24 protein-coding genes and 1 tRNA gene are annotated in these 22,988 nt (G+C 73.3%); 11 read left to right on the top strand and 14 right to left on the bottom strand.

The features are described 5' to 3' along the window. Nucleotides 1–31: 31 nt before the first annotated feature. From ACIF6L_RS03215 to ACIF6L_RS03195, 5 genes are all read right to left on the bottom strand, one after another. Entirely contained in the window at nucleotides 32–196 is a 165-nt protein-coding gene (locus tag ACIF6L_RS03215) for a hypothetical protein (protein ID WP_199926184.1), read from the bottom strand. 452 nt (nucleotides 197–648) lie between these two features. Beyond that, nucleotides 649–738, bottom strand: a tRNA-Ser gene (locus ACIF6L_RS03210). Nucleotides 739–807: 69 nt separating this feature from the next. Further along, the gene (tadA, locus tag ACIF6L_RS03205; RefSeq protein ID WP_396485983.1) at nucleotides 808–1,323 is read right to left on the bottom strand and encodes a tRNA adenosine(34) deaminase TadA; all 516 of its coding nucleotides are present in this window, start codon (nucleotides 1,321–1,323) and stop codon (nucleotides 808–810) included. A gap of 40 nt (nucleotides 1,324–1,363) precedes the next feature. Then, nucleotides 1,364–1,942, bottom strand: a complete 579-nt coding sequence (locus ACIF6L_RS03200; RefSeq protein ID WP_396485982.1) for a tRNA adenosine deaminase-associated protein — start codon at nucleotides 1,940–1,942, stop codon at nucleotides 1,364–1,366. Between the two features lie 232 nt (nucleotides 1,943–2,174). Beyond that, nucleotides 2,175–2,411, bottom strand: a complete 237-nt coding sequence (locus ACIF6L_RS03195) for a hypothetical protein (RefSeq protein ID WP_396485981.1) — start codon at nucleotides 2,409–2,411, stop codon at nucleotides 2,175–2,177. A gap of 184 nt (nucleotides 2,412–2,595) precedes the next feature. On the opposite strand from ACIF6L_RS03195, the gene upp reads away from it, so the two are divergent. Further along, nucleotides 2,596–3,231: a uracil phosphoribosyltransferase gene (gene upp, locus ACIF6L_RS03190; RefSeq protein WP_396485980.1), complete on the top strand. Its 636-nt coding sequence runs from the start codon at nucleotides 2,596–2,598 to the stop codon at nucleotides 3,229–3,231. A gap of 73 nt (nucleotides 3,232–3,304) precedes the next feature. Here the strand turns inward: upp and ACIF6L_RS03185 are convergent, their stop codons facing one another. Continuing rightward, nucleotides 3,305–3,967, bottom strand: coding sequence for a LytR C-terminal domain-containing protein (locus ACIF6L_RS03185; RefSeq protein WP_329488639.1), 663 nt, complete (start codon nucleotides 3,965–3,967; stop codon nucleotides 3,305–3,307). 249 nt (nucleotides 3,968–4,216) lie between these two features. Beyond that, complete coding sequence (locus ACIF6L_RS03180) at nucleotides 4,217–4,513, bottom strand: type II toxin-antitoxin system VapB family antitoxin (protein WP_030061387.1); 297 nt, start codon at nucleotides 4,511–4,513, stop codon at nucleotides 4,217–4,219. Nucleotides 4,514–4,661: 148 nt separating this feature from the next. On the opposite strand from ACIF6L_RS03180, the gene ACIF6L_RS03175 reads away from it, so the two are divergent. Then, nucleotides 4,662–6,314 (top strand): helicase HerA-like domain-containing protein, encoded by a 1,653-nt coding sequence (locus tag ACIF6L_RS03175; protein WP_396485979.1) that lies wholly within the window; start codon nucleotides 4,662–4,664, stop codon nucleotides 6,312–6,314. Between the two features lie 90 nt (nucleotides 6,315–6,404). Here ACIF6L_RS03175 and ACIF6L_RS03170 read toward each other — a convergent pair whose 3' ends face one another. Further along, nucleotides 6,405–7,571 (bottom strand): hypothetical protein, encoded by a 1,167-nt coding sequence (locus ACIF6L_RS03170; protein ID WP_396485978.1) that lies wholly within the window; start codon nucleotides 7,569–7,571, stop codon nucleotides 6,405–6,407. Nucleotides 7,572–7,727: 156 nt separating this feature from the next. Then, the gene (locus tag ACIF6L_RS03165; protein WP_329488636.1) at nucleotides 7,728–8,387 is read right to left on the bottom strand and encodes a rhomboid family intramembrane serine protease; all 660 of its coding nucleotides are present in this window, start codon (nucleotides 8,385–8,387) and stop codon (nucleotides 7,728–7,730) included. Between the two features lie 105 nt (nucleotides 8,388–8,492). Between ACIF6L_RS03165 and ACIF6L_RS03160 the strand changes: the two genes are divergently transcribed. Further along, nucleotides 8,493–9,011, top strand: coding sequence for a YbhB/YbcL family Raf kinase inhibitor-like protein (locus ACIF6L_RS03160; protein WP_329488635.1), 519 nt, complete (start codon nucleotides 8,493–8,495; stop codon nucleotides 9,009–9,011). A 12-nt stretch (nucleotides 9,012–9,023) separates the two neighbouring features. Beyond that, nucleotides 9,024–9,905 (top strand): hypothetical protein, encoded by an 882-nt coding sequence (locus ACIF6L_RS03155; protein ID WP_329488634.1) that lies wholly within the window; start codon nucleotides 9,024–9,026, stop codon nucleotides 9,903–9,905. Nucleotides 9,906–9,915: 10 nt separating this feature from the next. On the opposite strand, the gene ACIF6L_RS03150 is transcribed toward ACIF6L_RS03155, so the two are convergent. Further along, nucleotides 9,916–10,953, bottom strand: coding sequence for a YafY family protein (locus tag ACIF6L_RS03150; protein ID WP_359833960.1), 1,038 nt, complete (start codon nucleotides 10,951–10,953; stop codon nucleotides 9,916–9,918). 93 nt (nucleotides 10,954–11,046) lie between these two features. Between ACIF6L_RS03150 and ACIF6L_RS03145 the strand changes: the two genes are divergently transcribed. Together ACIF6L_RS03145 and ACIF6L_RS03140 are read left to right on the top strand one after the other, a co-directional pair. Then, complete coding sequence (locus ACIF6L_RS03145) at nucleotides 11,047–12,582, top strand: MFS transporter (protein ID WP_396485977.1); 1,536 nt, start codon at nucleotides 11,047–11,049, stop codon at nucleotides 12,580–12,582. 61 nt (nucleotides 12,583–12,643) lie between these two features. After that, on the top strand, nucleotides 12,644–12,856 hold the full coding sequence (locus ACIF6L_RS03140) for a KTSC domain-containing protein (RefSeq protein ID WP_329488631.1): 213 nt from the start codon (nucleotides 12,644–12,646) through the stop codon (nucleotides 12,854–12,856). Nucleotides 12,857–12,882: 26 nt separating this feature from the next. Here ACIF6L_RS03140 and ACIF6L_RS03135 read toward each other — a convergent pair whose 3' ends face one another. After that, nucleotides 12,883–13,161 carry a DUF2087 domain-containing protein gene (locus ACIF6L_RS03135; protein ID WP_359804088.1) on the bottom strand — a complete coding sequence of 93 codons (279 nt, stop codon included), beginning with the start codon at nucleotides 13,159–13,161 and terminating at the stop codon, nucleotides 12,883–12,885. 123 nt (nucleotides 13,162–13,284) lie between these two features. Continuing rightward, a complete protein-coding gene (locus tag ACIF6L_RS03130; protein ID WP_329488629.1) occupies nucleotides 13,285–13,878 on the bottom strand; it encodes an HhH-GPD-type base excision DNA repair protein in 594 nt (197 codons plus the stop codon). Nucleotides 13,879–14,335: 457 nt separating this feature from the next. Between ACIF6L_RS03130 and ACIF6L_RS03125 the strand changes: the two genes are divergently transcribed. The 3 genes from ACIF6L_RS03125 to ACIF6L_RS03115 all read left to right on the top strand — a co-directional run bounded on the left by ACIF6L_RS03125 (nucleotide 14,336) and on the right by ACIF6L_RS03115 (nucleotide 18,370). After that, on the top strand, nucleotides 14,336–16,840 hold the full coding sequence (locus ACIF6L_RS03125) for a germacradienol/geosmin synthase (RefSeq protein ID WP_396485976.1): 2,505 nt from the start codon (nucleotides 14,336–14,338) through the stop codon (nucleotides 16,838–16,840). A gap of 226 nt (nucleotides 16,841–17,066) precedes the next feature. Beyond that, nucleotides 17,067–17,864 (top strand): VOC family protein, encoded by a 798-nt coding sequence (locus ACIF6L_RS03120; RefSeq protein ID WP_396485975.1) that lies wholly within the window; start codon nucleotides 17,067–17,069, stop codon nucleotides 17,862–17,864. Further along, a complete protein-coding gene (locus ACIF6L_RS03115; RefSeq protein ID WP_396485974.1) occupies nucleotides 17,864–18,370 on the top strand; it encodes a DinB family protein in 507 nt (168 codons plus the stop codon). Before ACIF6L_RS03120 ends, ACIF6L_RS03115 begins: the two co-directional genes overlap by 1 nt. 70 nt (nucleotides 18,371–18,440) lie before the next feature. Here the strand turns inward: ACIF6L_RS03115 and ACIF6L_RS03110 are convergent, their stop codons facing one another. Continuing rightward, entirely contained in the window at nucleotides 18,441–19,445 is a 1,005-nt protein-coding gene (locus ACIF6L_RS03110) for a MerR family transcriptional regulator (RefSeq protein WP_396486183.1), read from the bottom strand. 98 nt (nucleotides 19,446–19,543) lie between these two features. On the opposite strand from ACIF6L_RS03110, the gene ACIF6L_RS03105 reads away from it, so the two are divergent. Further along, nucleotides 19,544–21,112 (top strand): alpha/beta fold hydrolase, encoded by a 1,569-nt coding sequence (locus tag ACIF6L_RS03105; protein ID WP_396485973.1) that lies wholly within the window; start codon nucleotides 19,544–19,546, stop codon nucleotides 21,110–21,112. Between the two features lie 112 nt (nucleotides 21,113–21,224). On the opposite strand, the gene ACIF6L_RS03100 is transcribed toward ACIF6L_RS03105, so the two are convergent. Beyond that, nucleotides 21,225–21,764, bottom strand: a complete 540-nt coding sequence (locus ACIF6L_RS03100) for a carboxymuconolactone decarboxylase family protein (RefSeq protein ID WP_396485972.1) — start codon at nucleotides 21,762–21,764, stop codon at nucleotides 21,225–21,227. Nucleotides 21,765–22,010: 246 nt separating this feature from the next. Here ACIF6L_RS03100 and ACIF6L_RS03095 point away from each other — a divergent pair, with 246 nt between their 5' ends. After that, complete coding sequence (locus ACIF6L_RS03095; RefSeq protein WP_380387525.1) at nucleotides 22,011–22,937, top strand: NADP-dependent oxidoreductase; 927 nt, start codon at nucleotides 22,011–22,013, stop codon at nucleotides 22,935–22,937. Nucleotides 22,938–22,988: the final 51 nt, after the last annotated feature.

The following is a 22,988-nucleotide window of genomic DNA, read 5'->3' as shown; positions in this document are numbered from 1 at the left end:
CGCCGGGGCCGGAGGACCGCCCCCTGGTCCGCTACTTCACCAGCCCGGTCATGAAGGTGCCGACCGCTTTGGCGGCGTTCGAGATGCCCTCGAACCCCAGCTGGACCAGCTCGGCCGCGCGGGCGGGCGAGGTGATGATCGTGTAGAGCACGAAGATGAGCAGGAGGACCATGCCGATCTTCTTCGCCTGCGCCATCCGGTGACCTTCCTCCCTGCTGTGGGCCGCCGCCATTCGGTCCCCGAGCGGCCCTCTGCAGAGCGCAGCTTATCCACCGGACGGCCCATCAAGTGTGCGACGCGTTCACCCGGCGGGACGAAGGTCCCCGGGAGTGGGGCCTTTCTCCGGGTGCCCGGGCGCGGACCGTCGCGCAGGATGGGTGGTGTGCCGCGGATCTGGCAGGAATCCCCCGGCACGTGGATCCGGAGCTCCCCGCTGTGGGACCGGTCGCCGCGACTTCCCCCCGACGCGGCGCCGGTTGTGGGAACTCCGCCGGGGGAGCGGTTGATCCCCCGAGCCGCTCCCCCTCCAGACTCCGTACTCGCCGGGCGTTGGTGGTCATCGGCCCCGGGTGCGGAGCCCTTCCGCGCCCGAGGGTGCGCGGGAACGACGAGGGCCCCGACCGTCTCCGGTCGGGGCCCTCGTGCTGCTGGCGGTAGCGGTGGGATTCGAACCCACGGTGAAGTTGCCCCCACACACGCTTTCGAGGCGTGCTCCTTTGGCCGCTCGGACACGCTACCGAGGGGAACTCTACCGGACGGGTGGCGAGGTCACGAAATCCGTATCGGGACGGCGGCCGGCGGCCGCGTTCAGCGGTGGTTCTCGAAGAACGCGCGGAGCTGCTGGCCGCACTCGTCGGCGAGGACGCCCGGGATCACCTCGGGGCGGTGGTTGAGCCGGCGGTCGCGCATCACGTCGAAGAGCGAGCCGGCGGCGCCGGCCTTCTCGTCGAGGGCGCCGTAGACCACCCGGTCGATCCGGGAGAGCACGAGGGCGCCCGCGCACATGGTGCAGGGCTCCAGGGTGACGACGAGGGTGCAGCCGACGAGCCGCCACTCCCCGAGCGCGGCGGCGGCCTCCCGGACGGCGACCACCTCGGCGTGGGCGGTCGGGTCGCCGACCGCCTCGCGCGCGTTGTGGCCGCGTCCGATCACCTCGCCGTCCGGGCCCAGGACGAGCGCCCCGACCGGGACGTCCCCGGTGGCCGGCGCCAGGGCGGCCTCGGCGATGGCGAGGCGCATCGGCGCCGCCCAGCGGTCGCGGACCGGGTCGGGGCGGACGGGGGCGGGGAGCGGGGCTATCTGGCGGGTGGACGCGGACTGCATGGCATCCAGTGTCCGGCATCCGGCGAGGGGCACCGGCCCGTTACCGGACGGCCTCCAGGACCTCGCCGCAGCCGAGGGCCTCGGCGATCTCCTCCAGGGCGTCGCCCGGCACCGCGCCCTCGCCGCTGAGGGCGAGCAGCTCCTCGGACGGCAGCCCGAACTCGGTGAGCAGGTGGGCGTCGCCGAGCGGACCGACCGGGACGCCGCCGGGGGCGTCCGCGTCGCCGTCCTCGTCCTCCTGCCCGGCCGAGGCCTGCGCCTCCTCGTCCTCCAGCTCGGCGACCAGGTTGTCGAGGTCGCCGAACTCGCTCTCGCCGGCCTGGTCGACCAGCTCGTCGGTGAGGACGGAGCCGTAGCTGCTGCGGGCGGCGGCGGCGCCGTCCGACACGAAGATCCGCGGGTCCTCCTCACCGTCGACCCGGACGATGGCGAACCAGACGTCCTCCTGTTCGATGAAGACCAGGACGCTGTCGTCGTCCTGGGCGGCTTCGCGGGCCAGATCGGCCAGGTCCGCCAGGGTTTCGACGTCGTCGAGTTCCGTCTCGCTCACATCCCACCCGTCCTCGGTGCGAGCAAGCACTGCAGCGAAGTACGCCACCAGGGACACTCCCAAGATCATCGGTCTCGGCTCGGCGCTCCGGGCAACGCGGAATCTGGCCGCCCCCGCGCCAGAGGCGGCCCGCTGTTCGGACCGTCCCCTCGGAATCGTGACAGAAAGCCCGGCTTTGCGGGGAGTGTTCGGCAGCGCGTCTTTGCAGGTCGTGTCGGAAGGGCCGGCCCGGAGCCGGTGAACGGGCGCCGGGTGCGCCGGGTGCGCGCCGTCGGATCCCCACGGGCGCGCTGCGGGCCCGTCAGAACCGGAAGGTTCGCATCCGCATCGCTTCGCGCATCCGGCGCTCCTTGGTGCGCCGGGGCTGGACCCGCTCCCGCAGTTCGCGCGCCTCGGCGAGTTCGCGCAGGAACACCGTCCGCCGTTTGCGGCGCTCCGCCTCGGTCTCCGGGTGGTCCGGGGGCAGGCCCGAGCGCCCGCCCGACGGGTCCGTGGACCCGTCCGCCGAGCCGTCCCCGTTCTTCGGGTTGCTCGTCATAGGACCTGACTTTCCCAGATCGGCCGGATTGATACCACAGGAGGACGTTCCGCCCCGACATTCGCGGTGCGTCACGGCGCGTCATCGCTGGGTGACCCCGGTCGGCTCCGCGCCGGGACGCGGCGCCGGCCCGGTGGGCCACCGGGTGGCGTATGGGCGTCCGGGGCCGGGCTAACCTCGACGTATGCGGATCCACGTCGTCGACCACCCCCTGGTCGCCCACAAGCTCTCCACCCTGCGCGACGAGCGCACCGACTCGCCGACCTTCCGTCGCCTGACCGACGAGCTGGTGACCCTCCTCGCGTACGAGGCGACGAGGGACGTCCGCACCGAGGAGGTGGAGATCACCACCCCCGTGGCGGTCACCACCAGCACCCGGCTGAGCTACCCCCGGCCGCTGGTCGTCCCGATCCTGCGGGCCGGCCTGGGCATGCTGGACGGGATGACCCGGCTGCTGCCGACCGCCGAGGTGGGCTTCCTCGGCATGGTGCGCAACGAGGAGACCCTGGAGGCCTCCACCTACGCCACCCGGATGCCGGACGACCTCTCCGGCCGCCAGGTCTACGTGCTCGACCCGATGCTGGCCACCGGCGGCACGCTGGTCGCCGCGATCAGGATGCTGATCGAGCGGGGCGCCACCGACGTCACCGCCGTGGTGCTGCTGGCCGCGCCCGAGGGCGTCGCGGTGATGGAGAAGGAACTGGCCGGGCTGCCCGTCACCGTGGTGACCGCCGCCGTCGACGAGCGGCTGAACGAGAACGGCTACATCGTCCCGGGCCTCGGCGACGCGGGCGACCGCCTGTACGGCACCGCGGGCTGAGCCCGCGCGCCACGAACGGACGAACGGAGCCCCCCGGCGGTGCCGGGGGGCTCCGTTGTGCCCGGGGGCCGGCTCAGCAGCTGCCGGTGGTGCTCGGGGTCGGGGTGGGTTTGGTCGCCAGGGCCAGCGCGGCGGCGGCCTGGGTCTCGTCCAGCAGGGCGTTGTAGCTGTCGCCGATCACGAAGTCGACGGTGGTGTCGGTCCGGGCGTCCGCCGTGGTGAGGGCCCCGGCGATCTGGGAGCCGAGCAGGGTGGACGCCCCGGCGCCGGCCGGGCCGGCGACCACCTGGGCGGTGCCGGGCACCTTCTTGTCCAGCTCAGCGGGCGCGTTGCCGACCTTGCCGATGGTGAAGCCGCGCTTCTTCAGCTCCTCGGCGGTCCGCGCGGCCAGCCCGGACTTGGCGGTGGCGTTGTAGACGTTCACCGTGATCGAGGCCGGCTGCGGGATGGCGTTCGGATCGGTGGGGGCGCCGGAGGGCGGGGCCGAGCCGTCCGGGGTGGGGGCGGCCAGCGGTTTGCCCGAGGGCGACGCGCAGGCCTGGGCGGAGGCGTTCTTGCCCTTGCCGGTGAAGATGTCCCAGAGCTGCACGCCGCCGAGGCCGATCAGGGCCAGGGCGAGCAGTGAGCCGATCAGGGCCAGGACCTTGCGGCTCTTCTTCGGCGGCCGGCCCAGCCGTGGATAGCTGTTGCCGGTGACGCGGTACTGCTTCCCCTTCAGGCCTTGGGGAGTCAACATGCTCACGGTTTGTCTCCCCCTCGTGCCAGGGCGGGGATCGGGTGACGGAAACGGCCTGGGTGGGCGGCGTACGCCACGGACTGCGGCCGTAGTCAGCAGATTAGTGCCGGACGGCTGCGAAGGTACTAAATGATCATCATCTGGAGTACGCCGGCACCCGAACGGGGGTACCGGTGCATGCGCGGACCGCCCTCCGGAGGTGGCCGGAGGGCGGTGTCCACACGGGTCGCGGGGTGCGGGACGGGCCCGTCACTCCATTTCGAGGACGCGGGCGTGCAGCACCTGGCGCTGCTGGAGCGCGGCGCGTACGGCGCGGTGCAGCCCGTCCTCCAGGTAGAGGTCGCCGTGCCACTTCACGACGTGGGCGAAGAGATCGCCGTAGAAGGTGGAGTCCTCCGCGAGGAGGGTCTCCAGGTCGAGTTGGCCCTTGGTGGTCACCAGCTGGTCCAGCCGCACCGGACGCGGGGCGACGTCCGCCCACTGGCGGGTGCTGGTCCGGCCGTGATCCGGGTACGGCCGCCCATTGCCGATGCGCTTGAAGATCACACGGAAAGCCTACCGTTTGGGCGGCGGATGGCGCAGCAGCCGCGACCGCGCCACGCGCACCGGCACGAGCTGCGGGCGGACGATTGCGGCTGTTTCATGGGAAATGTCGTGAACGTCGCCCCTCAGTCGTGCCCTGGAGCGTGCACCGATGTCCACCGCCGAGCCGCCGTCCGCCCCCTCCGGCACCGAGGTCGTCCCGGAAGTCGTCCCGCCCGCGGTGCGGGAGATCGCCGAGGGGTACGCCTTCGCCGGGCCCGCCCTCGACCTCGGGGCGGTGCTGCTGGACGGCACCGCCTACCGGGACGCCCAGGTGCGCATCCCGCTCGGGGTGCTCAACCGGCACGGGCTGGTCGCGGGCGCCACCGGCACCGGCAAGACCAAGACCCTCCAGCTGATCGCCGAACAGCTCTCCGCCCAGGGGGTGCCGGTGTTCCTGGCCGACATCAAGGGCGACGTCTCCGGGATCTCCGCGCCCGGCACACCGGGCGAGCGGACCGCCGCCCGAGCCGCCGAGGTCGGCCAGGACTGGTCGGCGCAGGGCTGCCCGACCGAGTTCTACGCCCTGGGCGGCCTGGGCACGGGCATTCCGATCCGAGCCACCGTCACCAGCTTCGGCCCGCTGCTGCTCGCCAAGGTGCTCGACCTGAACGAGACCCAGGAGTCCTCGCTCGGGCTGGTCTTCCACTACGCCGACCGCAACGGCCTGGAGCTGTACGACCTCAAGGACCTCACCGCCGTCATCACCTTCCTCACCTCGCCCGAGGGCAAGGAGGAGCTGAAGGGCATCGGCGGGCTGTCGGCCGCCACCGCGGGAGTGATCCTGCGCTCGCTCACCATGCTGGAGAACGAGGGCGCCGGGGCGTTCTTCGGAGAGCCGGAGTTCGACACCGCCGAGCTGCTGCGGACCGCCCCGGACGGGCGGGGCCTCGTCTCGGCGCTGGAACTGCCCGCGGTGCAGGACCGGCCGCGGCTCTTCTCCACCTTCCTGATGTGGCTGCTGGCCGACCTCTACCAGGAGCTGCCCGAGGTGGGGGACCTCGACAAGCCCAAGCTGGTGTTCTTCTTCGACGAGGCGCACCTGCTCTTCAGCGGCGCCTCCAAGGCGTTCCGGGAGGCGATCACCCAGACCGTCCGGCTGATCCGCTCCAAGGGCGTCGGGATCTTCTTCGTCACCCAGACGCCGAAGGACGTCCCGGCCGAGGTGCTCGCCCAGCTGGGCAACCGGGTGCAGCACGCGCTGCGCGCCTTCACCCCGGACGACGCCAAGGCGCTCAAGGCGACGGTCTCGACCTTCCCCCGGTCCTCGTACGACCTGAGCGAGGTGCTGACCTCGCTCGGCACCGGCGAGGCGGTGGTCACGGTGCTCTCCGAGCGGGGCGCGCCGACGCCGGTGGCGGCGACCAGGCTGCGGGCGCCGCGGTCGCTGATGGGTCCGGTCGAACCGGCCGCGCTGCGGGCGGCGGTGGACGCGTCGCCGCTGGCGGCCCGCTACCGGGACGCGATCGACCGGGAGTCGGCCTACGAGAAGCTGGCCGCCCGGGCGGCGCGGCCGGAGCCGGCGCCGGTGCCCGAGCCGGTCCCGGAGTCGGTGCCGGCCGGGGAGCCCGCCGCGCCGCGGCCGGCGCCCGAACCGCGTCGGAGGTCCGAGGCGGGGTCGGGGGAAGGGGCCGGGGACGGTGGTGGGCTGCTCGGGTCGCTGCTGAGCAACCCGACGCTCAAGTCCTTCGCCCGCTCGGCCGGGACGCAGCTCGGGCGGGAGATCTCGCGCAGCCTGTTCGGGACGTCCCGGCGGCGGCGGTGAGCCGGGCCGTGGTGCCGGGAGTGTGGTCGGCCGGCCCGGACCGGCTGGGCTCGGCCCGGCCCGGCTCAGCTGGGCTCGGCCCGGCTCCGCTCAGCCGGTGAGCGCGGTGCCGATCCGGTCCAGCGAGGAGAGCCGCATCAGGCCGTAGTGGTAGAACTCGACCTCCGGCACGCCGAGCTCACGGAGCGTGGCGATCTTGGCGGCGAGGTTGGCCGGGCCGTCGCAGTCCGAGGCCATCGGGCGCAGGATCACCGCCATGTCGCGCGGGCGGACGCCGTGCAGGGCGAACGCGGCGATCTTCTCCCGGACGGCCTCCGGGGTCCGCGCGTAGCCGAGCGTCTCGATCTGGTCGGCGACCCCGGCGAGCGCGGGCAGGTCGATGCCGGCGAGCCAGCCCCGGCCCGGGCCGCCGCCGTCCATGAAGCTCAGCCGCATGCCGTGCCGTCGCGCCTCCTCGGCCACCTCGGCGGCGAGTGAGGTCACGGTCGCGGCGGAGGCGTCGACGTAGGCCGCCAGGGCGCCGTCGGCCAGCTCGTCGAGGGCGGCGGGCTCGGCGGCGGCCGTGTCGTCGGCCAGCCGGCGGCGCAGCTCGGCGCGGACGGTCGCCGCCACCTCGTCGGCCGGGACGCCCGCCCGGACGGCGGCGGCGCGGCAGTGGTCGCAGAAGCAGATCCCGAGCAGCGCCTCGGCGACCGGGCCCAGCTCCTCGAAGTAGCGCTCGTGGTGGTAGCCGTGGCGCAGCCCGTGGAAGTGCAGCGACTCGGCGCGGATCGCGTCCACGCCGTACCGGGCCAGCTCGGCGACCAGCGTCACCGCGTACTCGCGGACCTCCGGGGCGGCCGGGCAGAGTTCGGTGAGGTGGCGGTCGCCGAAGGCGTTGGCGGGGGCGCAGTCGGGGTGTTCGAAGCCGAGCCGGTCGTTGTGGCAGAACACCGTCCAGGCGTGCAGCTTCATCCCGCGGCGCCGCGCCTCGGCGGCGGCCTCGGCGAAGGGGTCGCGGTCGCCGATCGCGGTGGAGGGGGTGGGCCGCAGCCGCCGCCCGGCCCAGCGCGCCGGGTCGGGGCGGAAGTAGGCGGCGCCCGGCTCCAGGTAGCGGATCACCCGGCGCGGGTTGTGCGGGAAGACGTCCCGGGCCTCGTGGTAGACCGAGGCGAGGGTGACGCCGCCGACCCCGGCCCGGTCGGCGAGGTTGCCGAAGAAGGTGTCGGTGCCCTCGTCCAGCAGGTCGGTGGCGAAGGCGAGGACGGACGACTCCACGGTGCGGCTCCGGAGCAGGGGGCAGGGGCAGAGGGCAGAGGGCAGGGCTCTCCCACGCTAGTCGCAGGTCCGGGATTGGTCTATACCTGGCCGGCGGCGCGCTCGCGGGGCCCCTCGCCGTGCTCCTGGCGTGCTCCTGGCTTGCTCCTCCGGCGCTCAGAGGCCGAGGTCGTCCAGCTCCTTGTGCAGGGCGGACCGGGGGCCGGCGGCGGGCTCGGACGCCGGGGCGGCGGCCGTCTTCGGTCCGCGGTTGCGGAGCAGCCAGGCGGCGGTGAGCCCGCCGATCAGACCGCCGAGGTGGCCCAGCCAGCTGACCCCCTGGGTCACCGGCAGGACGCCGATCAGGAGGTAGGAGTACACCGCCGCGACGACGACGGCGATCACCGCGTCCAGCAGGTTGCGGTCGAGCACGCCGCGCAGCACCAGGTAGCCGAAGTAGCCGTAGACCAGCCCGCTGGCTCCGGCGGTGACCGTCTCGGGGCGCTCGCACAGCCAGACGGTGAGGCCGCCGACCACGACGATCATCAGGGTCGCCCAGAGGAACCGCTTCATGCCCCGGTAGGCGGAGAGGAAGCCGAAGGCGAACAGCGGCCAGGAGTTGGCCTCGATGTGCTCCCAACTGAAGTGCAGCAGCGGCATGGCGAACACGTCCGGCAGCTCGTCGAGCCGGCGCGGCATCAGGCCGTGTTCGTAGGTGAGGCCGTAGTCGTCCATCCAGTTCACCAACTGCACCAGCCAGATGACGGCGAGCAGGCCGACCATGGTGAGGAGGGCTCGTCGGGAGTCGGCCAGCAGTCGGGCGGGTGTGGAAGCCATGACCCGACTGTAGAGGGGCCCCGTGAACGGTGGCACCCCACTACAGTGAATCGCGTCATTCAGCCTGGTCCGGGCTGTCCTGGCTTGTCGAGAGGTGACCGTTTCATGAGCGTTCGTCCGCCGCTGCCCTACGAGTTCCTGCCGCAGGTGCCGTCCTTCGAGCTGACCAGTGATGACCTCGCCGAAGGCGGCAAGCTGGCCGAGGAGTTCGTCCACGCGGGCGGCAACCTGTCGCCGCAGCTGGCCTGGTCGGGCCTGCCGGAGGGCACCCGGTCCGTCGCCGTCACCTGCTACGACCCGGACGCCCCGACCGGCTCCGGCTGGTGGCACTGGCTCGCCCTCAACCTGCCCGGTGACACCGCCGGCCTGGCGCGCGGCGCCGGTTCGTCCGACGCGGACCTGCCCGGGGCGGCCTCGTTCCACGGCCGCAACGACTTCCCCGGCAACAAGTACGACGGCGCGGCCCCGCCGCCCGGCGCCCCGCACCGGTACGCCTTCGCCGTGCACGCGCTGGACGTGGACGCGCTGGACGTCACCCCGGAGACGCCGGCGGCCCAGATCGGCTTCCACATCACCTTCCACACGCTGGCCCGTGCGGTGATCACCGCCGAGTACGGGGTCTGAGATCCTCGTCGGATGAACGAACCGGTGGAGGTCTGGCGGCTGCCCGAGCACGATGCCGGGGCGGGCCGCCGGGCCTCCGGCTGGACGGTCGGACCGGACGGCGAACTGGTCGTGCTGCTGGTGCCCGGGGAGAAGCCGTCCGGCGCCTCCGGCCGGACGTGCCCCGACCCGCCCCCGGACGCCGAGTTGGTGACGGTGACACCGGAGGGGGAGCGGCGGACGGCGCTGCGCGGGCTCGCCGTCGACCCGGACCACCTGGCGCTGCTGCCCGGTGGCCGGCTGCTGGTGGCGAGCTACCGGGCCGACGAGGAGCCGGGCGGATGGGCGCCCAACGCGGTCGTGTTCGGGCCCGACGGCGAGCCCTCCCACGAGCTGGTGCTCGGCGACGACATCCGGACGCTGGTCGCCGACCGGGACGGCCGGATCTGGATGGCCTTCGGGGACGAAGGCATCTACGGGGACCACCCGATGGCCCACCCCGGTCTGGTCGGGGCGGACCCGGCCGGGCGGATGGTCTGGCGACCGGGGCGGGACGAACTGCCCGGCTACCCGCTGGAGGGCCTGGCCGGGGCGACCGAGGGCCGCGCCGTCTGGCTGGCCTGGTACCCGGGCAGTACGGCGAGCTACCTGACCCGGATCGACCCGGCCGGGGGGTCCGTGAGTCGGCGGTCCCCGGTCCGGCTGCCGCTCGGCTTCGCCGTCGGCGGTCGGCAGGGGATCTTCCTGACGCACGCGGGTGAGCTGGTCCGGTGCCTGCTGGTCGGCAAGGAGTGGAAGGAGACCGGGCGGCGCCGGCTCCGGCTGCCCGGGGAGCTGGACCGGGAGCGGGCCTACGGGCGGGACGGCGTGCTCCGGTTCCGTTCGGGGGACGCCTGGTACCGGGTGGCGGCGTAGCGCGGGCGGCTCAGGGGCGGACCGGACCCCCGCTGTCGGCGGCGGGGTGGACCGGACCCCCACTGTCGGCGGCGTGTACCGGACCCCCGCTGTCCGCGGCCCGGGCGGCGCGGGCGGCGAGGGCGCGCAGGTGGGCGTTCATCTCCGGGGGCTCGTGGACCTCGAACTCGCAGCCCAGCATGAGGAGCCGCATCGCCAGGTACCCCAGCGAGTCGGACCGCGAGCGGAGCCGGCAGCTCCGGTCGTCGACCGGCTCGACCGTGGTGTCGGCGGCGCGGCTGATCCAGCTCTCCACCTCGGAGGCGGGCATGTGCAGCGTCGCCACCAGGGTGTGGGTGGCCGCCGGCCGGCGGAGCTTGCTCGCCACGTACGCGGCCGCGTCCTCGGCGGGGAGTTCGCGCGGGGTGAAGCGGGCGCCGGTCGGGAAGGGCTCGCTGATCCGGTCCACCCGGAAGAGCCGCCAGTCGTCGCGGTCGAGGTCGTAGCCGACCAGGTACCAGCGCCGACCGGTCGAGACCAGGCGGTTGGGCTCGACCTGGCGCCGGGTCTCGGCGCCGTCACCCGCCCGGTAGTGGAAGCGCAGCCGCTCCCGGTTGGTGACGGCGCCCGCGAGCACGGTGAGGTCCTCGGGGTCGACGGTCGGTCCGTCGCCGGTGAGCAGCGGCACGGTGGCCGTGTTCAGCGCGCCGACCCGGTGGCGCAGGCGCCCCGGCAGCACCTGGAGCAGTTTGCCGAGCGCCCGGACGGACGCCTCCTCGATGCCGACCACGGCGTGCCCGGCGGCCGCCCGCAGGCCCACCGCGATGGCCACCGCCTCCTCGTCGTCCAGCAGCAGCGGCGGCATCGCCGTCCCGGCCACCAGCCGGTAGCCGCCGATCGCGCCCATCGTCGCCTCGACCGGGTACCCCAGGGCGCGCAGCCGGTCGATGTCGCGGCGGATCGTCCGGGAGCTGACCTGGAGGCGTTCGGCCAGTTCGCTGCCCGGCCACTCGCGCGGGGTCTGGAGGAGGGAGAGCAGGTTCAGCAGCCGCGCCGGAGTGTCCGTCATGGCACCCAGGATGCCGGACAACGAGGACAAGAGCTGACCTACATCCCCTCTACTGTCGCAGACGTGCCGAAGAGCGAGGTAGAGGAGAAGACGATGACAGCGGATTCCGGGGAGGGCTCCGGAGCGGGCTCCGGTGTGGTGTCCGACCGGCGGAGGTGGATCGCGCTGGCGATCGTGATGACGGCCTCGTTCATGGACCTGGTGGACGTCACCATCGTGAACATCGCCATCCCCAGCATCCAGGAGGACACCGGCGCCTCGTTCAGTGCCGTCCAGTGGGTGACCGGCGGCTACGCCCTGGCCTTCGCGATCGGGCTGATCACCGGCGGTCGACTGGGCGACATCTACGGCCGGAAGCGACTGTTCCTGATCGGAATCGGCGGCTTCACCGTCGCCTCGGCGCTCTGCGGTCTGGCGACCGGCGCCGAGATGCTGGTCGCGACCCGGATCCTCCAGGGCGGGACGGCGGCGCTGATGGTGCCGCAGGTGCTGTCGATCATCCACGCCTCCTTCCCGGCGGAGGAGCGCGGCAAGGTGTTCGGCCTGTTCGGCGCGGTGGTCGGTCTGGGCGCCGTCTCCGGGCCGCTGATCGGCGCGCTGCTGACGGAGTGGGACCTCTTCGGGCTGGCCTGGCGGCCGATCTTCCTGATCAACCTGCCGGTCGGCATCGCCGGGCTGCTGCTGGGCCGGGCGTTCATCGGCGAGTCGCGGGCGGAGAAGGCGCTCAAGCTGGACCTCGTGGGCGTGCTGCTGGCCAGCGTCGGCCTGCTGATGCTGCTCTACCCGCTCACCCACGGCCGGGAGGCCGGCTGGCCGCTCTGGGGCCACCTCTCGATGGCCGGCAGCCTGCCGGTGTTCGCCCTGTTCGTCGCGTACGAGAAGGTGAAGACGCGGCGGGACGGTTCGCCGCTGGTCGAGCTGTCGCTGTTCCGGGTGAAGAGCTTCGCGGCCGGCATCGGCGTCCAGCTGACCTTCGGCGTGGTCACCGGGATCTTCTTCCTGGTCTGGACGCTCTACATGCAGATCGGGCTGGGCTGGAGCCCGCTCAAGGCCGGGACCACGGGCATCCCCTTCTCGATCGCGGTCTCGGCGGCGGCCGGACTCTCGGTCCAGCAGCTGGTGCCGCGCTTCGGACGCAAGGTGCTCCAGGCCGGTGCGCTGGTGATGGCGGTCGGCGCGCTGACCTACATCTGGGAGGCCGACCGGTACGGCACGGCGATCACGTCCTGGCAGATGGCGCTGCCGCTGGTGGTGATGGGCCTGGGAATGGGCCTGATCGTGGCGCCGATCACCGACGCGGTGCTGGCCGAGGTGCCGCGTGAGCACGCCGGTTCGGCGTCGGGCCTGATCAACACGGTGAACCAGCTCGGGACGGCGCTGGGGCTCGGGCTGGTGTCGGTGGCGTTCTTCGGGGCGATGGACGACGTGGTCGCCCCCGAGGCGGTCGGGACGGCGTTCGGCGGGGCCTTCGTCCACGCGATGTGGTGGGTCGTCGCGGTGCTGGCGGCGGTGTTCCTGCTGATGTTCGCGCTGCCGAGGCGGAAGGCGGCGGTCGCCACCGGTACCTCCTCCGCGTCCTCTGCCGACGAGCCCGAGCGGGAGCAGGAGCAGGAGCCCGTCCTCGTCTGACGGTGGGTGGAGGGCCCCGGCCGCGATGCGCGGCCGGGGCCCTCGCGCGCACACTGGGAGCATGGAGCGGCTGGCGGTGGACTCCTCGGCGCTGCGCTCGGTCGGCTACGACGCGGCGCGGCGGGTACTGGAGCTGGAGTTCACCGGCGGGAGCGTCTACCGGTACGACGCGGTCCCCGGGCGGGTGCACCGGGAGCTGATGGCGGCGGAGAGCCACGGACGGTACTTCGCCCGGAGGATCCGCGGGCGGTACGCGTACCGGCGGGTGCGCTGAGGCCCTCGCCTCCCCGGGGGCGGGGTTCAGGCGGCGCGGCGGTAGCTGCTGCCGTCCTGGGGACGCGCCAGGTGGCCGGCCTCGACCAGGAAGCGGCGCAGGGCCGGGTAGTCGTCGTGCACCGCCCGCAGCGTCTCGTTGACCTCGCGCTCGCTGTAGGAGCGGCCCGGTTCGAAGAGGGTGCCGGCGAGGTGGGCGAGCAGCTGCTCGCGGCGGGCCGCCTTGCGGGGGATCGTGGTCAGCCGGCCGTCGCCGGAGAAGAGGGAACGCACGCCGGGGCTGTCCTGGCTGTCGGTGTCGGTCATCCGTCGAGCCTCACCCGGCGGGGCTGGGCGGGCAACCCGTTTTCGGGGCGGGCGCCGGGGCGGGCGCCACGCGCCGCTGCCCGGCACTCCTCGGGAGTGCCGGGCAGCAGGAGTGATCGGTCATCAGACCTTGGCGGTCTTGGCCTCCTTGGCGGCGCGCTTCACCTCCTGCTTGTGGGCGCGCACCTTTTCCAGCGACTCCGGGCCGGTGATGTCCGCGACCGACCGGTAGGCCCCCTCCTCGCCGTACAGGCCCGCCGCCTCGCGCCAGCCCTCGGGCCGCACGCCGTACTGCTTGCCGAGCAGCGCGAGGAAGATCTGCGACTTCTGCTTCCCGAAGCCGGGCAGGGCGTTGAGGCGGCTGAGCAGCTCCCGGCCGGTCGCGACGTCGCGCCAGAGCGCCGCCGCGTCGCCGTCGTACTGCGCCACCACGAACTGGCAGAGCTGCTGCACCCGCTTGGCCATCGCGGCCGGGTAGCGGTGCACGGCCGGCTTCTCGGAGAGCAGGGCGACGAACGCCTCGGGGTTGTGGACGGCGATCTCGTGCGCGTCCAGGTCGTCCCGGCCCAGACGCTGCGCGATGGTGAGCGGGCCGGTGAACGCCCACTCCATGGGCACCTGCTGGTCGAGAAGCATCCCGACGAGCGCGGCGAGCGCGCTGCGCCCGAGCAGGTCGTCGGCCTCGGGCTGCTGCGCGAGCCGGACGGTGACGTTCATGGGCAGGCCCTCCTCGGATCGTGGAGACTCGGATCGTCGCCCAGTCTGGTGGACGGGGGATGAGGGGAGCGGGTCAACACGCCCGTCGGAACGGATTGCTTGAGTTGGCCGCCCTTGGCCCGCCTGGGTAGTTCGTTGGCGTATCGTCGCGCGGTCGGAATCGCCCGGGTAATCCGTCCGGATCGGTGACCCGCCGACAACGTCCTTTTCCGCACGACGGATCGCCCCCGAGGGTGGATGCCGGATTGTTCCGTCCGTACAGGTGAACGAGAAGCGGGCGTTCTATCGGGCGGGTGTTCGGGGGAAGTGGGTTATCTCATACGACTGTTGCGGTTGTCCGGTGGAGATCGTCGGCGAGGGGTAATGCTGAGCCGACCGGGTCGTGGGGCAGCGGACCGACCGGCTCCGCTCCGCCGGGCCGGTCGGCCTCCTCGACGCGTCCAGAAAGGCTCGCCCGGTGACTCAGCCGTTCGAACTGCCCTCCTTCTACGTGCCGCACCCGGCGCGCCTGAACCCCCATCTCGAAGGCGCCCGGGCCCACTCCACCGCGTGGGCCCGGGAGATGGGGATGCTGGAGGGGTCGGGCATCTGGGACCAGGCCGATCTGGAGGCGCACGACTACGGCCTGCTCTGCGCGTACACCCACCCGGACGCCTCCGCCGAGGCGTTGTCGCTGGTCACCGACTGGTACGTGTGGGTCTTCTTCTTCGACGACCACTTCCTGGAGATCTTCAAGCGCAGCAACGACCGCGAGGGCGGCAAGGCCTATCTGGACCGGCTGCCGCTGTTCATGCCGGCCGACCCGTCGACCCCGGTGCCCGAGCCCACCAATCCGGTCGAGGCGGGCCTGGCCGATCTGTGGCGGCGCACGGTGCCCTCGATGGGGGAGGACTGGCGGATCCGGTTCGCCGAGAGCACCCGGAACCTGCTCAACGAGTCGCTCTGGGAACTCGCCAACATCAACGCCGGCCGGATCGCCAACCCGGTCGAGTACATCGAGATGCGCCGCAAGGTCGGCGGCGCGCCCTGGTCGGCCGGTCTGATCGAGTACGCCGCCAACGCCGAAGTGCCGAAGGAGGTTTCGGGTTCGCGACCGCTTCGGGTGCTGATGGACGCCTTCTCGGACGGCGTCCACCTGCGCAACGACATCTTCTCCTACCAGCGGGAGGTCGAGGACGAGGGCGAGCTGAGCAACGGCATCCTCGTGCTGGAGACCTTCCTGGGCTGCACGACGCAGGAGGCCGCGGACGCCGTCAACGACCTGCTCACCTCGCGGCTCCAGCAGTTCGAGAACACCGTGTTCACCGAGCTGCCCTGGCTGTTCACCGAGACCGGGCTGGACCCGGCGGGCGTCGCGCGGGTGATGGCGTACGTCAAGGGCCTGCAGGACTGGCAGTCGGGCGGCCACGAGTGGCACATGCGGTCCAGTCGGTACATGAACGGCGGCGGCGCGTCCGCCGCGCCGGCCCGTTGGTGGGACCAGTACGCGATCGGCGGGATCGGGACGTCGGCGCTGGACCTGCTGCGGGCCGGGGCGGGGCGCGGACTTCCCGGCGGCTTGGGTGAGTTGGGCTCGCTGAGTGGGGTGAACACCCTGAACGGGACGCCCGGCTCGCCCGGTGGCGTCGACCCGGCGGTGCGGCGGGCGCGCTCGCACGGCCATGTGCCGTTCCAGCGGGTCGGGGCCTCCAGGCTGCCGGAGTTCAGGCTCCCGTACACCGTCGAACTCAGCCCGCACCTGGACGCCTCCCGGCTCAACACCGTGGCGTGGGCCGCCCGGATGGGCATGCTGGAGGCGCAGCCGGGCGTACCGGGCTCGGGCATCTGGACGGCCGAGAAGCTCGCCGACTACGACTTCCCGCTCTGCTCGGCCGGCATCCACCCGGACGCCACCCCCGAGCAACTCGACCTCACCTCGGCGTGGTTGACGTGGGGGACCTACGGCGACGACTACTACCCGGTGGTCTACGGGCGGACCCGCGACCTGGTCGGCGCCAAGCTGCTCACCGAGCGCTTCTCGACGTTCATGCCCGTCGACGACAGCCCGGCACCGGTGCCGGTCAACGCCCTGGAGCGGGGCCTGGCCGACCTCTGGGAGCGGACCAGCGCCCCGATGACGCCGGACGCCCGGCGGAAGTTCCGCGCCGCGATCGAGGACATGACCCTGAGCTGGGTCTGGGAGCTCAACAACCAGGCGCAGCACCGGATCCCCGACCCGGTGGACTACATCGAGATGCGCCGGAAGACCTTCGGCTCCGACCTCACCATGAGCCTGTGCCGGCTGGCGCACGGCCAGGCCGTCCCGCCGGAGATCTACGAGAGCGGGCCGATGCGCTCGCTGGAGAGCGCGGCCGCCGACTACGCGTGCATGATGAACGACCTGTTCTCGTACCAGAAGGAGGTCGAGTACGAGGGCGAGGTGCACAACGCCGTCCTGGTGGTGCAGAACTTCTTCAACTGCGACTACCCCTCGGCCGTCGGCATCGTCGACGACCTGATGCACTCGCGGTTGCGGCAGTTCGAGCACGTGGCGCAGAACGAGTTCCCGGTGCTGTACGACGACTTCGGGCTGGAGCCGGAGGCCCGGGAGCTGCTGGACGGGTACGTCAAGGAGCTGGAGAACTGGCTCGCGGGCATCCACGTCTGGCACCGGGACTGCCACCGGTACGGCGAGGCGGACCTTCGGCGGCACTTCGGGCGCGGGTCGGGGGCGGACGGCAGGGCGGCCGAGCTCCCGGCCGGGCCGGCGGCCGATGAGGTGCCGAAGGCGGACGGGGTGCCGGCGGCGGAGGTGCCGGCCGACGGCGTGGGTGCCCCGGCCACGGCCGTGCCGGAGGGCGTCCCGGTCGGTGCCGGGGGTGCGCTCCCGTTCGGCGCGCCCGGACTGGGGACGGCGGCGTCGCGGTTCGCCTTCGCGGCGGCCCTTCCGGTGACCCTCCCGGCGGGTGCGGCCGACGTGTAGCGGTGACCGGTTCTCGCGACGGCCCGCCGGGGTGCTCCGGCGGGCCGTCGCCGTGTCCGGCCGGGGAGGCCGGGGATGCGGGGAAGGGCAGGGGCCGGGGAGGGCGGGTGCGGAGGGCGCGGGCGGCGCGGTGCGGGCGGCGCGGTGCGGGTACTCGGGGCGCGGTCCGACGGGGGACTGGCTACTGTGACGAATCGGGGCAAATCGTTACATGGAGGGCAGGATCATGACCGTGCTACCTGAGGGCACACCCTGTTGGGCCGACGCCATGTTCAAGGATCTGGACGGCGCCAAGGCCTTCTACGGGGCGGTGCTGGGCTGGACCTTCGGCGAGAGCGCGTCGGAGTTCGGCAACTACACGACGGCGTATTCGGACGGCAAGGCGGTGGCCGCCGTCGTCCCGCCGATGCCCGGGGACGACGTGCCGTCGACCTGGTGCCTGTACCTCGCCTCGCCGGACACCGCCGCGACCGTCGAGAAGATCCGCGCCGCGGGCGGTGAGGTGCTGATGGGGCCGATGCAGGTCGGCGACTTCGGTTCGATGGCGATCGCCAAGGACCCGGGCGGCGTCACCTTCGGCGTCTGGCAGGCCGGCAGCCACGAGGGCTTCGAGAAGCAGAACGAGCCGGGTTCGTATACCTGGGCCGAGGTGCTCACGCGTGAGCCGGGCAAGGCCGACGCCTTCTTCCCCGCGGTCTTCCCCTACAGCACCAAGCGGATGGACACCGACCAGGTCGACTACAAGATCTTCCAGGTCGCCGACCGGCCCGCGCTCGGCCGGATGAAGGTCGGACCGGACGACATGCCGCCCGAGGCGCCCTCGTACGTGAGCGTCTACTTCTCGGTGGACGACTGCGACGCCGCCATCGCCAAGGTGACCGAGCACGGCGGACAGCTGTTCTTCGGGCCGATGGACAGCCCGTTCGGCCGGTTCGCCGCCGTCGGTGACCCGCAGGGCGCGGCCTTCGGCCTCATCGACCTGGGCACGACCTCCGGACCCATGCCGACCATGGCGGACGCCTGATGGCTGCCGGCGCACCGGCGGGCGACGAGCGTGCCGACCTGCTCCAGACGCTGGACAAGCACCGCGGCTTCCTCCGGTACACCGTGCGTGACCTCGACGACGAGCAGGCCGCCCGGCGCACCACGGCGAGCGAGCTGTGCCTGGGCGGTCTGATCAAGCACGTCATGGGCGTCGAGGAACGCTGGTCGCGGTTCGCGGTCGGCGGTGCGGAGGCGATGGAACGGGGCTCGATCGACTGGGAGGGCCAGTTCCGGATGACGGACGGCGAGACGCTGGCGGGCCTGCTCGCCGCGTACGAACGGGTGGCGCGCCAGACGGACGAGCTGGTCTCGACGCTGCCCGATCTGGACCTCGTCCACCCGCTGCCGGAGGCGCCGTGGTTCGAGCCGGGCGCCGGCTGGTCGGTGCGCCGGGTGCTGCTGCACATCATCGCGGAGACCGCGCAGCACGCCGGGCACGCGGACATCATCCGGGAGTCGCTGGACGGGGCGAAGACGATGGGCTGAGGGCCTCGGCACTGAGGGCCTCGGCACTGAGGGCTGCGCCGGAAGCGGGGGCTGCGAGGGCGGCGGGCGCTCAGGCGGCTTCGGGGCGTCGGACGTCCGGGGTGAAGGCGCCCGGCGCGGTGGTGCCCGGGATGGTGGTGCCCGGGATGGTGGTGCCCGGCGCGGTGGTGCCCAGCCCGGCGCGGAGCCATTCGTGGGCGGAGCCGGCCGTGACGGCGGGCGGGCCGCCGACCGGGGTGGCGAGCTCCGCGGCGAGCTGCCAGTAGCGGCCGATCACCGGGTCGGCGGTCTGGTCGAGGACGTACCCGAGCCGGCGGCGGAACTCCGGGGTGTCGCGCAGCCCGCGCGAGTCGGCGTGCGCGGCGACGAAGCAGTCCAGCGCCTCGCCGGGCCGCCCCGCCCCGTCCGCCATCTCCGCCGCCGCCAGCTCGTACGCCGTGCCGAGGCCCTGGTAGAGCACCGCCGGCCGGTAGTCCTCGTCGGGCTCGCGGAGGTCGGGCCGGCAGACGTCGATGCTGAGCCGGCCGGGGGCGGTGAGCGCGTGCAGCCGGGCGAAGGTCAGCACCTGGGCCGGGGTCGGATCGTCGGGGAGCTGCGGGACGGCCGCGTCGACGACCGCCGTGAGCAGCGGGGCGGGCAGCCGCGGGGGCAGCACCCGGCGCCAGAAGCGGGCCAGCACGGTGGTGTCGGGCGGACTGGTCACCGCGCCGATCAGACGCAGCCGGTCGGCGCGCTCGGCGGGGGTGCAGTCCTGGAGCAGCTGGAGGGCGGCCTCGCGCCAGCGCAGGGCGGCCAGCTGGGACCCGAGCTCGCGCAACTGCCGGGCGACGGCGCCCTCCAGTGCCGACTCGTCCTCCAGGGCCCGGCCGACCTCCGGGACGGGCAGGTCGAGCGCGCGCAGGGAGCGGATCAGCCGGAGCCGGTCGAGCGCCTCCGGGCCGTACCGGCGGTGCCCGCCGGAGCTGCGGCCGGCTTCGGGCAGCAGGCCGCGGTCCGAGTAGTACCGGACGGTCTTGACCGTGACGCTCGCCTGCTCCGCGAGTTCGCCGATGCTCCACATGACGTCTGACGGCAGCAAGGCTTGAACCTCCCTCAGGGGGAGTTCCTACCGTACCGGTGTGCGCGGGCGGCCGGCGGGCCGCCTGCGGGGACGATCCGCGCAAGGAGACGATCATGACGGCGTTCGTGCTGGTGTCGGGGCCCTTCACCGGTGGAGAGGTGTGGCGGGAGGTGGCCGCCAGGCTGGAGGAGTCCGGGGCCGAGGTGTACCCGGCGACGCTCACCGGGCTGGGGGAGCGCCGCGAGGAGGCCGGTCCGGACACCGGGCTGGAGACGCACATCGAGGACGTGGTGCGGCTGATCGACGGGGTGGAGGCGACGGAGCTGGTGATCGTCGGCCACGACTACGGCATCCACCCCGTGCTGGGCGCGGCCGACCGGCGCCCGGAGCGGATCGCCCGGATCGTCTACCTGGACGCCGGCCTGCCCCAGGACGGTGACGCCGCCGTTCAGCTGGTCCCGGACGAGGAGGTCCGCCGGCGGCTGCTCGACCCGGCGGACCGTGACGGCGGGACCGGGTGGATCGACCCGCCGGCCGCCGACGGGTGGCAGCGCTGGGGCAGCACCGCCGGGCTCTCGGAGGAGGCGCTGGCCCGGCTGAGCGGTCTCGCCTCGCCGCAGCCGAGCGCCACCTTCACCCAGCCGCTCAGGCTCTCGGGGGCCCTCGCCACCGTGCCGACCTCCGGCATCTTCTGCACGGAGAGCGGGATGAGCATCGCCAAGCTGGAGGGCCTGATGACGCTGGGCATGCCGCAGTTCAAGGCCCTCGCCGACTCCCGGGTGAGCTTCTTCGACCTGGACACCGGCCACTGGCCGATGCTCTCCCGTCCGGACGAGCTGGCCGAGCTCCTGCTCGGCGCCGCGGCCGGCGAGGGGCACCGGCTGGCGGCGGCGCCCGCCCAGGAACTGCCGGGCTACCTGCGCCCGTTCGTGCTGGACGTGCCCGAGCAGACCCGTGAGCGGATCGGCCGGGTCGACCTCTACCTGCCGGCGGACCCGGACGGCGCCGGTGCGGCCGGCGCCGACCTGGCCGGTGCGGCCGGTGCGGCCGACACGGCCGCCGCACCGCGTCCGGCGGTGCTGTTCGTCCACGGCGGCCCCGTCCCCGAGACGGTGCGGCCCACCCCACGGGACTGGACGACCTACGTCGGCTACGGCCGGTACGCGGCGAGCCAGGGCGTGATCGGCGCGACCCTGGACCACCGCCTGCACTCGCTCGCCGACTACCCGCTCGCCGCGGCGGACGTCGCCGAGGCCGTCGAACTGCTCCGCGCCGACCCGCGCGTCGACGGCGACCGCATCGCCCTCTGGTTCTTCTCCGGCGGCGGCCCGCTCTCGGCGGACTGGCTCTCCGCGCCCCCGTCCTGGCTGCGCTGCCTCGCCGTGACCTACCCGATCCTCGCGCCGCTGCCCGGCTGGCAGGGCGTGGACAGCCGGTTCCGCCCGGTGGACGCGCTGGCCGGGGCCGGGCGGTTGCCCGTCGTCCTGACCCGGGTGGGCCTGGAGGTCACGGAGATCGCCGCGACGGTCGAGGAGTTCGTGGCCGCCGCCGAGGCACGGGACACGGACCTCCAGGTGATCGACGTCCCGCACGGCCACCACGGGTTCGACACCGTCGACCCGACGGACGAGTCGCGCGCGGCCGTCGAGCAGGCCGTCCGCTCCGTCCTCGGGCACCTCTGAGCCAGGTGCCGCCCGTTCCGCCCGGTCACCGGACCGGGTGCGGCCGAGGGCCCGGCCCCGACGGGGGTGGGGCCGGGCCCTCGGGTCGACGCCAGGTCGCCACGGCGGGCGGTCAGTGCGCCGCCCGCTCGTCGGTACCGGGGACCTTGGCGGTGCTGAGCGCGATCCGGTTCCAGGTGTTGATGGTGAGGACCAGGGCCAGCAGCCGGGCCAGCTCCTCCTCGGTGAACTGCGCGGCGGCCCGGGCGTAGACGTCGTCGGGCAGGCCGGCCTGGCCGATCAGCGTGACGGCCTCGGTCAGCGCGAGGGCGGCCTGCTCCTGCGCGGTGAAGAAGTGCGCGGCGTCCCGCCACACGGCGACCAGGTGCAGCCGCTCCTCGGTCTCGCCGGCCTTGCGGGCGTCCGAGGTGTGCAGGTGCAGGCAGTACGCGCAGCCGTTGAGCTGCGAGGCGCGGATCTGGACCAGCTCGACGAGCGCCGGGTCGAGGCCCTCGCGGGCGGCGGCGTCGAAGCCGATCAGGGCCTTGAAGGCGGCCGGGGCGGCCTTGGCGAAATTGATCCGGGGAGGCCGGGCGGCGGGGGTGTCGGGGGTGTCGGGGACGGCGGCGGGCGTGGTGGTCGGCGCGGCTGCGGCGGCGTTCGTCATGACCATGAATCTAGCGATTCGGAAGACCGGTGGAGCAGTGCATTCCAGGGGCATGATGGTGGGTCAATTGCCGTGGTTTCAGCCGTCGCGGGCTGGTCCGGGCGCCGTGGAGCGTAGCGCCCGCCGCGCGAGACGCTGGGACATCTTCCGAAGACTGAAGGATATTCATCGGCTCGTCGGACCTTCCTAGGGTTGGGGACAACGAGAACCGGTCCGCACGAGGGCCGGGCGAGCCAGGAAGGCAGTCCTCCCATGCGCGCAGTCACCCAGCAGTCCTTCGGCGGCCCCGAGGTCCTGGAGACCGTCGAGATCGACCGCCCCACCCCGCTCGGCGGCGAGGTCCTCGTCCGGGTCCACGCGAGCGGGGTCAACCCGGTCGACGTGGCCGTCCGGTCGGGGGCCTACCCGCTGCTGGGCGAGCCGCCGTTCGGTGTCGGCTGGGACATCTCGGGCGTCGTCGAGGAGGCCGGCCCGGGCGCCCGGTTCAAGGCGGGCGACGAGGTGTACGGCATGCCGTTCTTCCCCCGCGCCGCCACCGGGTACGCCGAGTACATCGCCGTCCCCTCGCGTCAGGTGGCCCGCAAGCCCGCCACGATCGACCACGTGCACGCCGCCGCCCTCCCGCTCGCCGCCCTGACCGCCTGGCAGGGCCTGGTGGACGCGGCCGGGGTGACCGAGGGCCAGCGGGTGCTGATCCACCGCGCGGCCGGCGGCGTCGGCCACTTCGCCGTGCAGATCGCCAAGGCCCGGGGAGCCCATGTGATCGCCCTGGCGAGCGAGGCCAAGCACGCGTTCGTTCGCGGCCTGGGCGCCGACGAGGTGATCGACTACCGGACCACCGACTACACCGAGGCGGTCCGCGACGTCGACGTCGTCTTCGACTCCTCCTCCGAGGGCGACCGCGCCCTGGCCGTCCTGCGCCCCGGCGGCACCCTGGTCAGCATCATGGAGCACTGGAACCAGGAGCTCGCCGCCCGGATCGAGGCCGCCGGCCGGCACTTCGCGGGCATCTCGGTCGAGCCCGACTACGCCTCGCTGGAGGCCATCGCCGCACTCGTCGACGCGGGCCGCGTCCGCCCGCACGTCAGCGAGACCTTTCCGCTCGACGAGGCCGCCAAGGCCCACGAGCTGGTCGGGTCCGGCCGGGTGCAAGGCAAGGTCGTCCTCACCGTCGCCTGAGAGCGGTCCTACAGTGGAGGGCTGGACGTGCCGGATATTCGGGATGGGCCG

The sequence above is a fragment of the Kitasatospora sp. NPDC086009 genome, from assembly GCF_044540385.1.
Taxonomy (GTDB): domain Bacteria; phylum Actinomycetota; class Actinomycetes; order Streptomycetales; family Streptomycetaceae; genus Kitasatospora.
Note: the sequence above shows the minus strand (reverse complement) of the source record. Positions and strands in the feature narration are given on the sequence as shown.

Coding starts and splice junctions, on each gene's coding strand:
- ACIF6L_RS03215 (WP_199926184.1), bottom strand. CDS start 196: ATGGCGCAGGCGAAGAAGATCGGCATGGTCCTCCTGCTCATCTTCGTG.
- tadA (WP_396485983.1), bottom strand. CDS start 1,323: ATGCAGTCCGCGTCCACCCGCCAGATAGCCCCGCTCCCCGCCCCCGTC.
- ACIF6L_RS03200 (WP_396485982.1), bottom strand. CDS start 1,942: ATGATCTTGGGAGTGTCCCTGGTGGCGTACTTCGCTGCAGTGCTTGCT.
- ACIF6L_RS03195 (WP_396485981.1), bottom strand. CDS start 2,411: ATGACGAGCAACCCGAAGAACGGGGACGGCTCGGCGGACGGGTCCACG.
- upp (WP_396485980.1), top strand. CDS start 2,596: ATGCGGATCCACGTCGTCGACCACCCCCTGGTCGCCCACAAGCTCTCC.
- ACIF6L_RS03185 (WP_329488639.1), bottom strand. CDS start 3,967: ATGTTGACTCCCCAAGGCCTGAAGGGGAAGCAGTACCGCGTCACCGGC.
- ACIF6L_RS03175 (WP_396485979.1), top strand. CDS start 4,662: ATGTCCACCGCCGAGCCGCCGTCCGCCCCCTCCGGCACCGAGGTCGTC.
- ACIF6L_RS03165 (WP_329488636.1), bottom strand. CDS start 8,387: ATGGCTTCCACACCCGCCCGACTGCTGGCCGACTCCCGACGAGCCCTC.
- ACIF6L_RS03160 (WP_329488635.1), top strand. CDS start 8,493: ATGAGCGTTCGTCCGCCGCTGCCCTACGAGTTCCTGCCGCAGGTGCCG.
- ACIF6L_RS03155 (WP_329488634.1), top strand. CDS start 9,024: ATGAACGAACCGGTGGAGGTCTGGCGGCTGCCCGAGCACGATGCCGGG.
- ACIF6L_RS03150 (WP_359833960.1), bottom strand. CDS start 10,953: ATGACGGACACTCCGGCGCGGCTGCTGAACCTGCTCTCCCTCCTCCAG.
- ACIF6L_RS03145 (WP_396485977.1), top strand. CDS start 11,047: ATGACAGCGGATTCCGGGGAGGGCTCCGGAGCGGGCTCCGGTGTGGTG.
- ACIF6L_RS03140 (WP_329488631.1), top strand. CDS start 12,644: ATGGAGCGGCTGGCGGTGGACTCCTCGGCGCTGCGCTCGGTCGGCTAC.
- ACIF6L_RS03135 (WP_359804088.1), bottom strand. CDS start 13,161: ATGACCGACACCGACAGCCAGGACAGCCCCGGCGTGCGTTCCCTCTTC.
- ACIF6L_RS03130 (WP_329488629.1), bottom strand. CDS start 13,878: ATGAACGTCACCGTCCGGCTCGCGCAGCAGCCCGAGGCCGACGACCTG.
- ACIF6L_RS03120 (WP_396485975.1), top strand. CDS start 17,067: ATGACCGTGCTACCTGAGGGCACACCCTGTTGGGCCGACGCCATGTTC.
- ACIF6L_RS03115 (WP_396485974.1), top strand. CDS start 17,864: ATGGCTGCCGGCGCACCGGCGGGCGACGAGCGTGCCGACCTGCTCCAG.
- ACIF6L_RS03105 (WP_396485973.1), top strand. CDS start 19,544: ATGACGGCGTTCGTGCTGGTGTCGGGGCCCTTCACCGGTGGAGAGGTG.
- ACIF6L_RS03100 (WP_396485972.1), bottom strand. CDS start 21,764: ATGGTCATGACGAACGCCGCCGCAGCCGCGCCGACCACCACGCCCGCC.
- ACIF6L_RS03095 (WP_380387525.1), top strand. CDS start 22,011: ATGCGCGCAGTCACCCAGCAGTCCTTCGGCGGCCCCGAGGTCCTGGAG.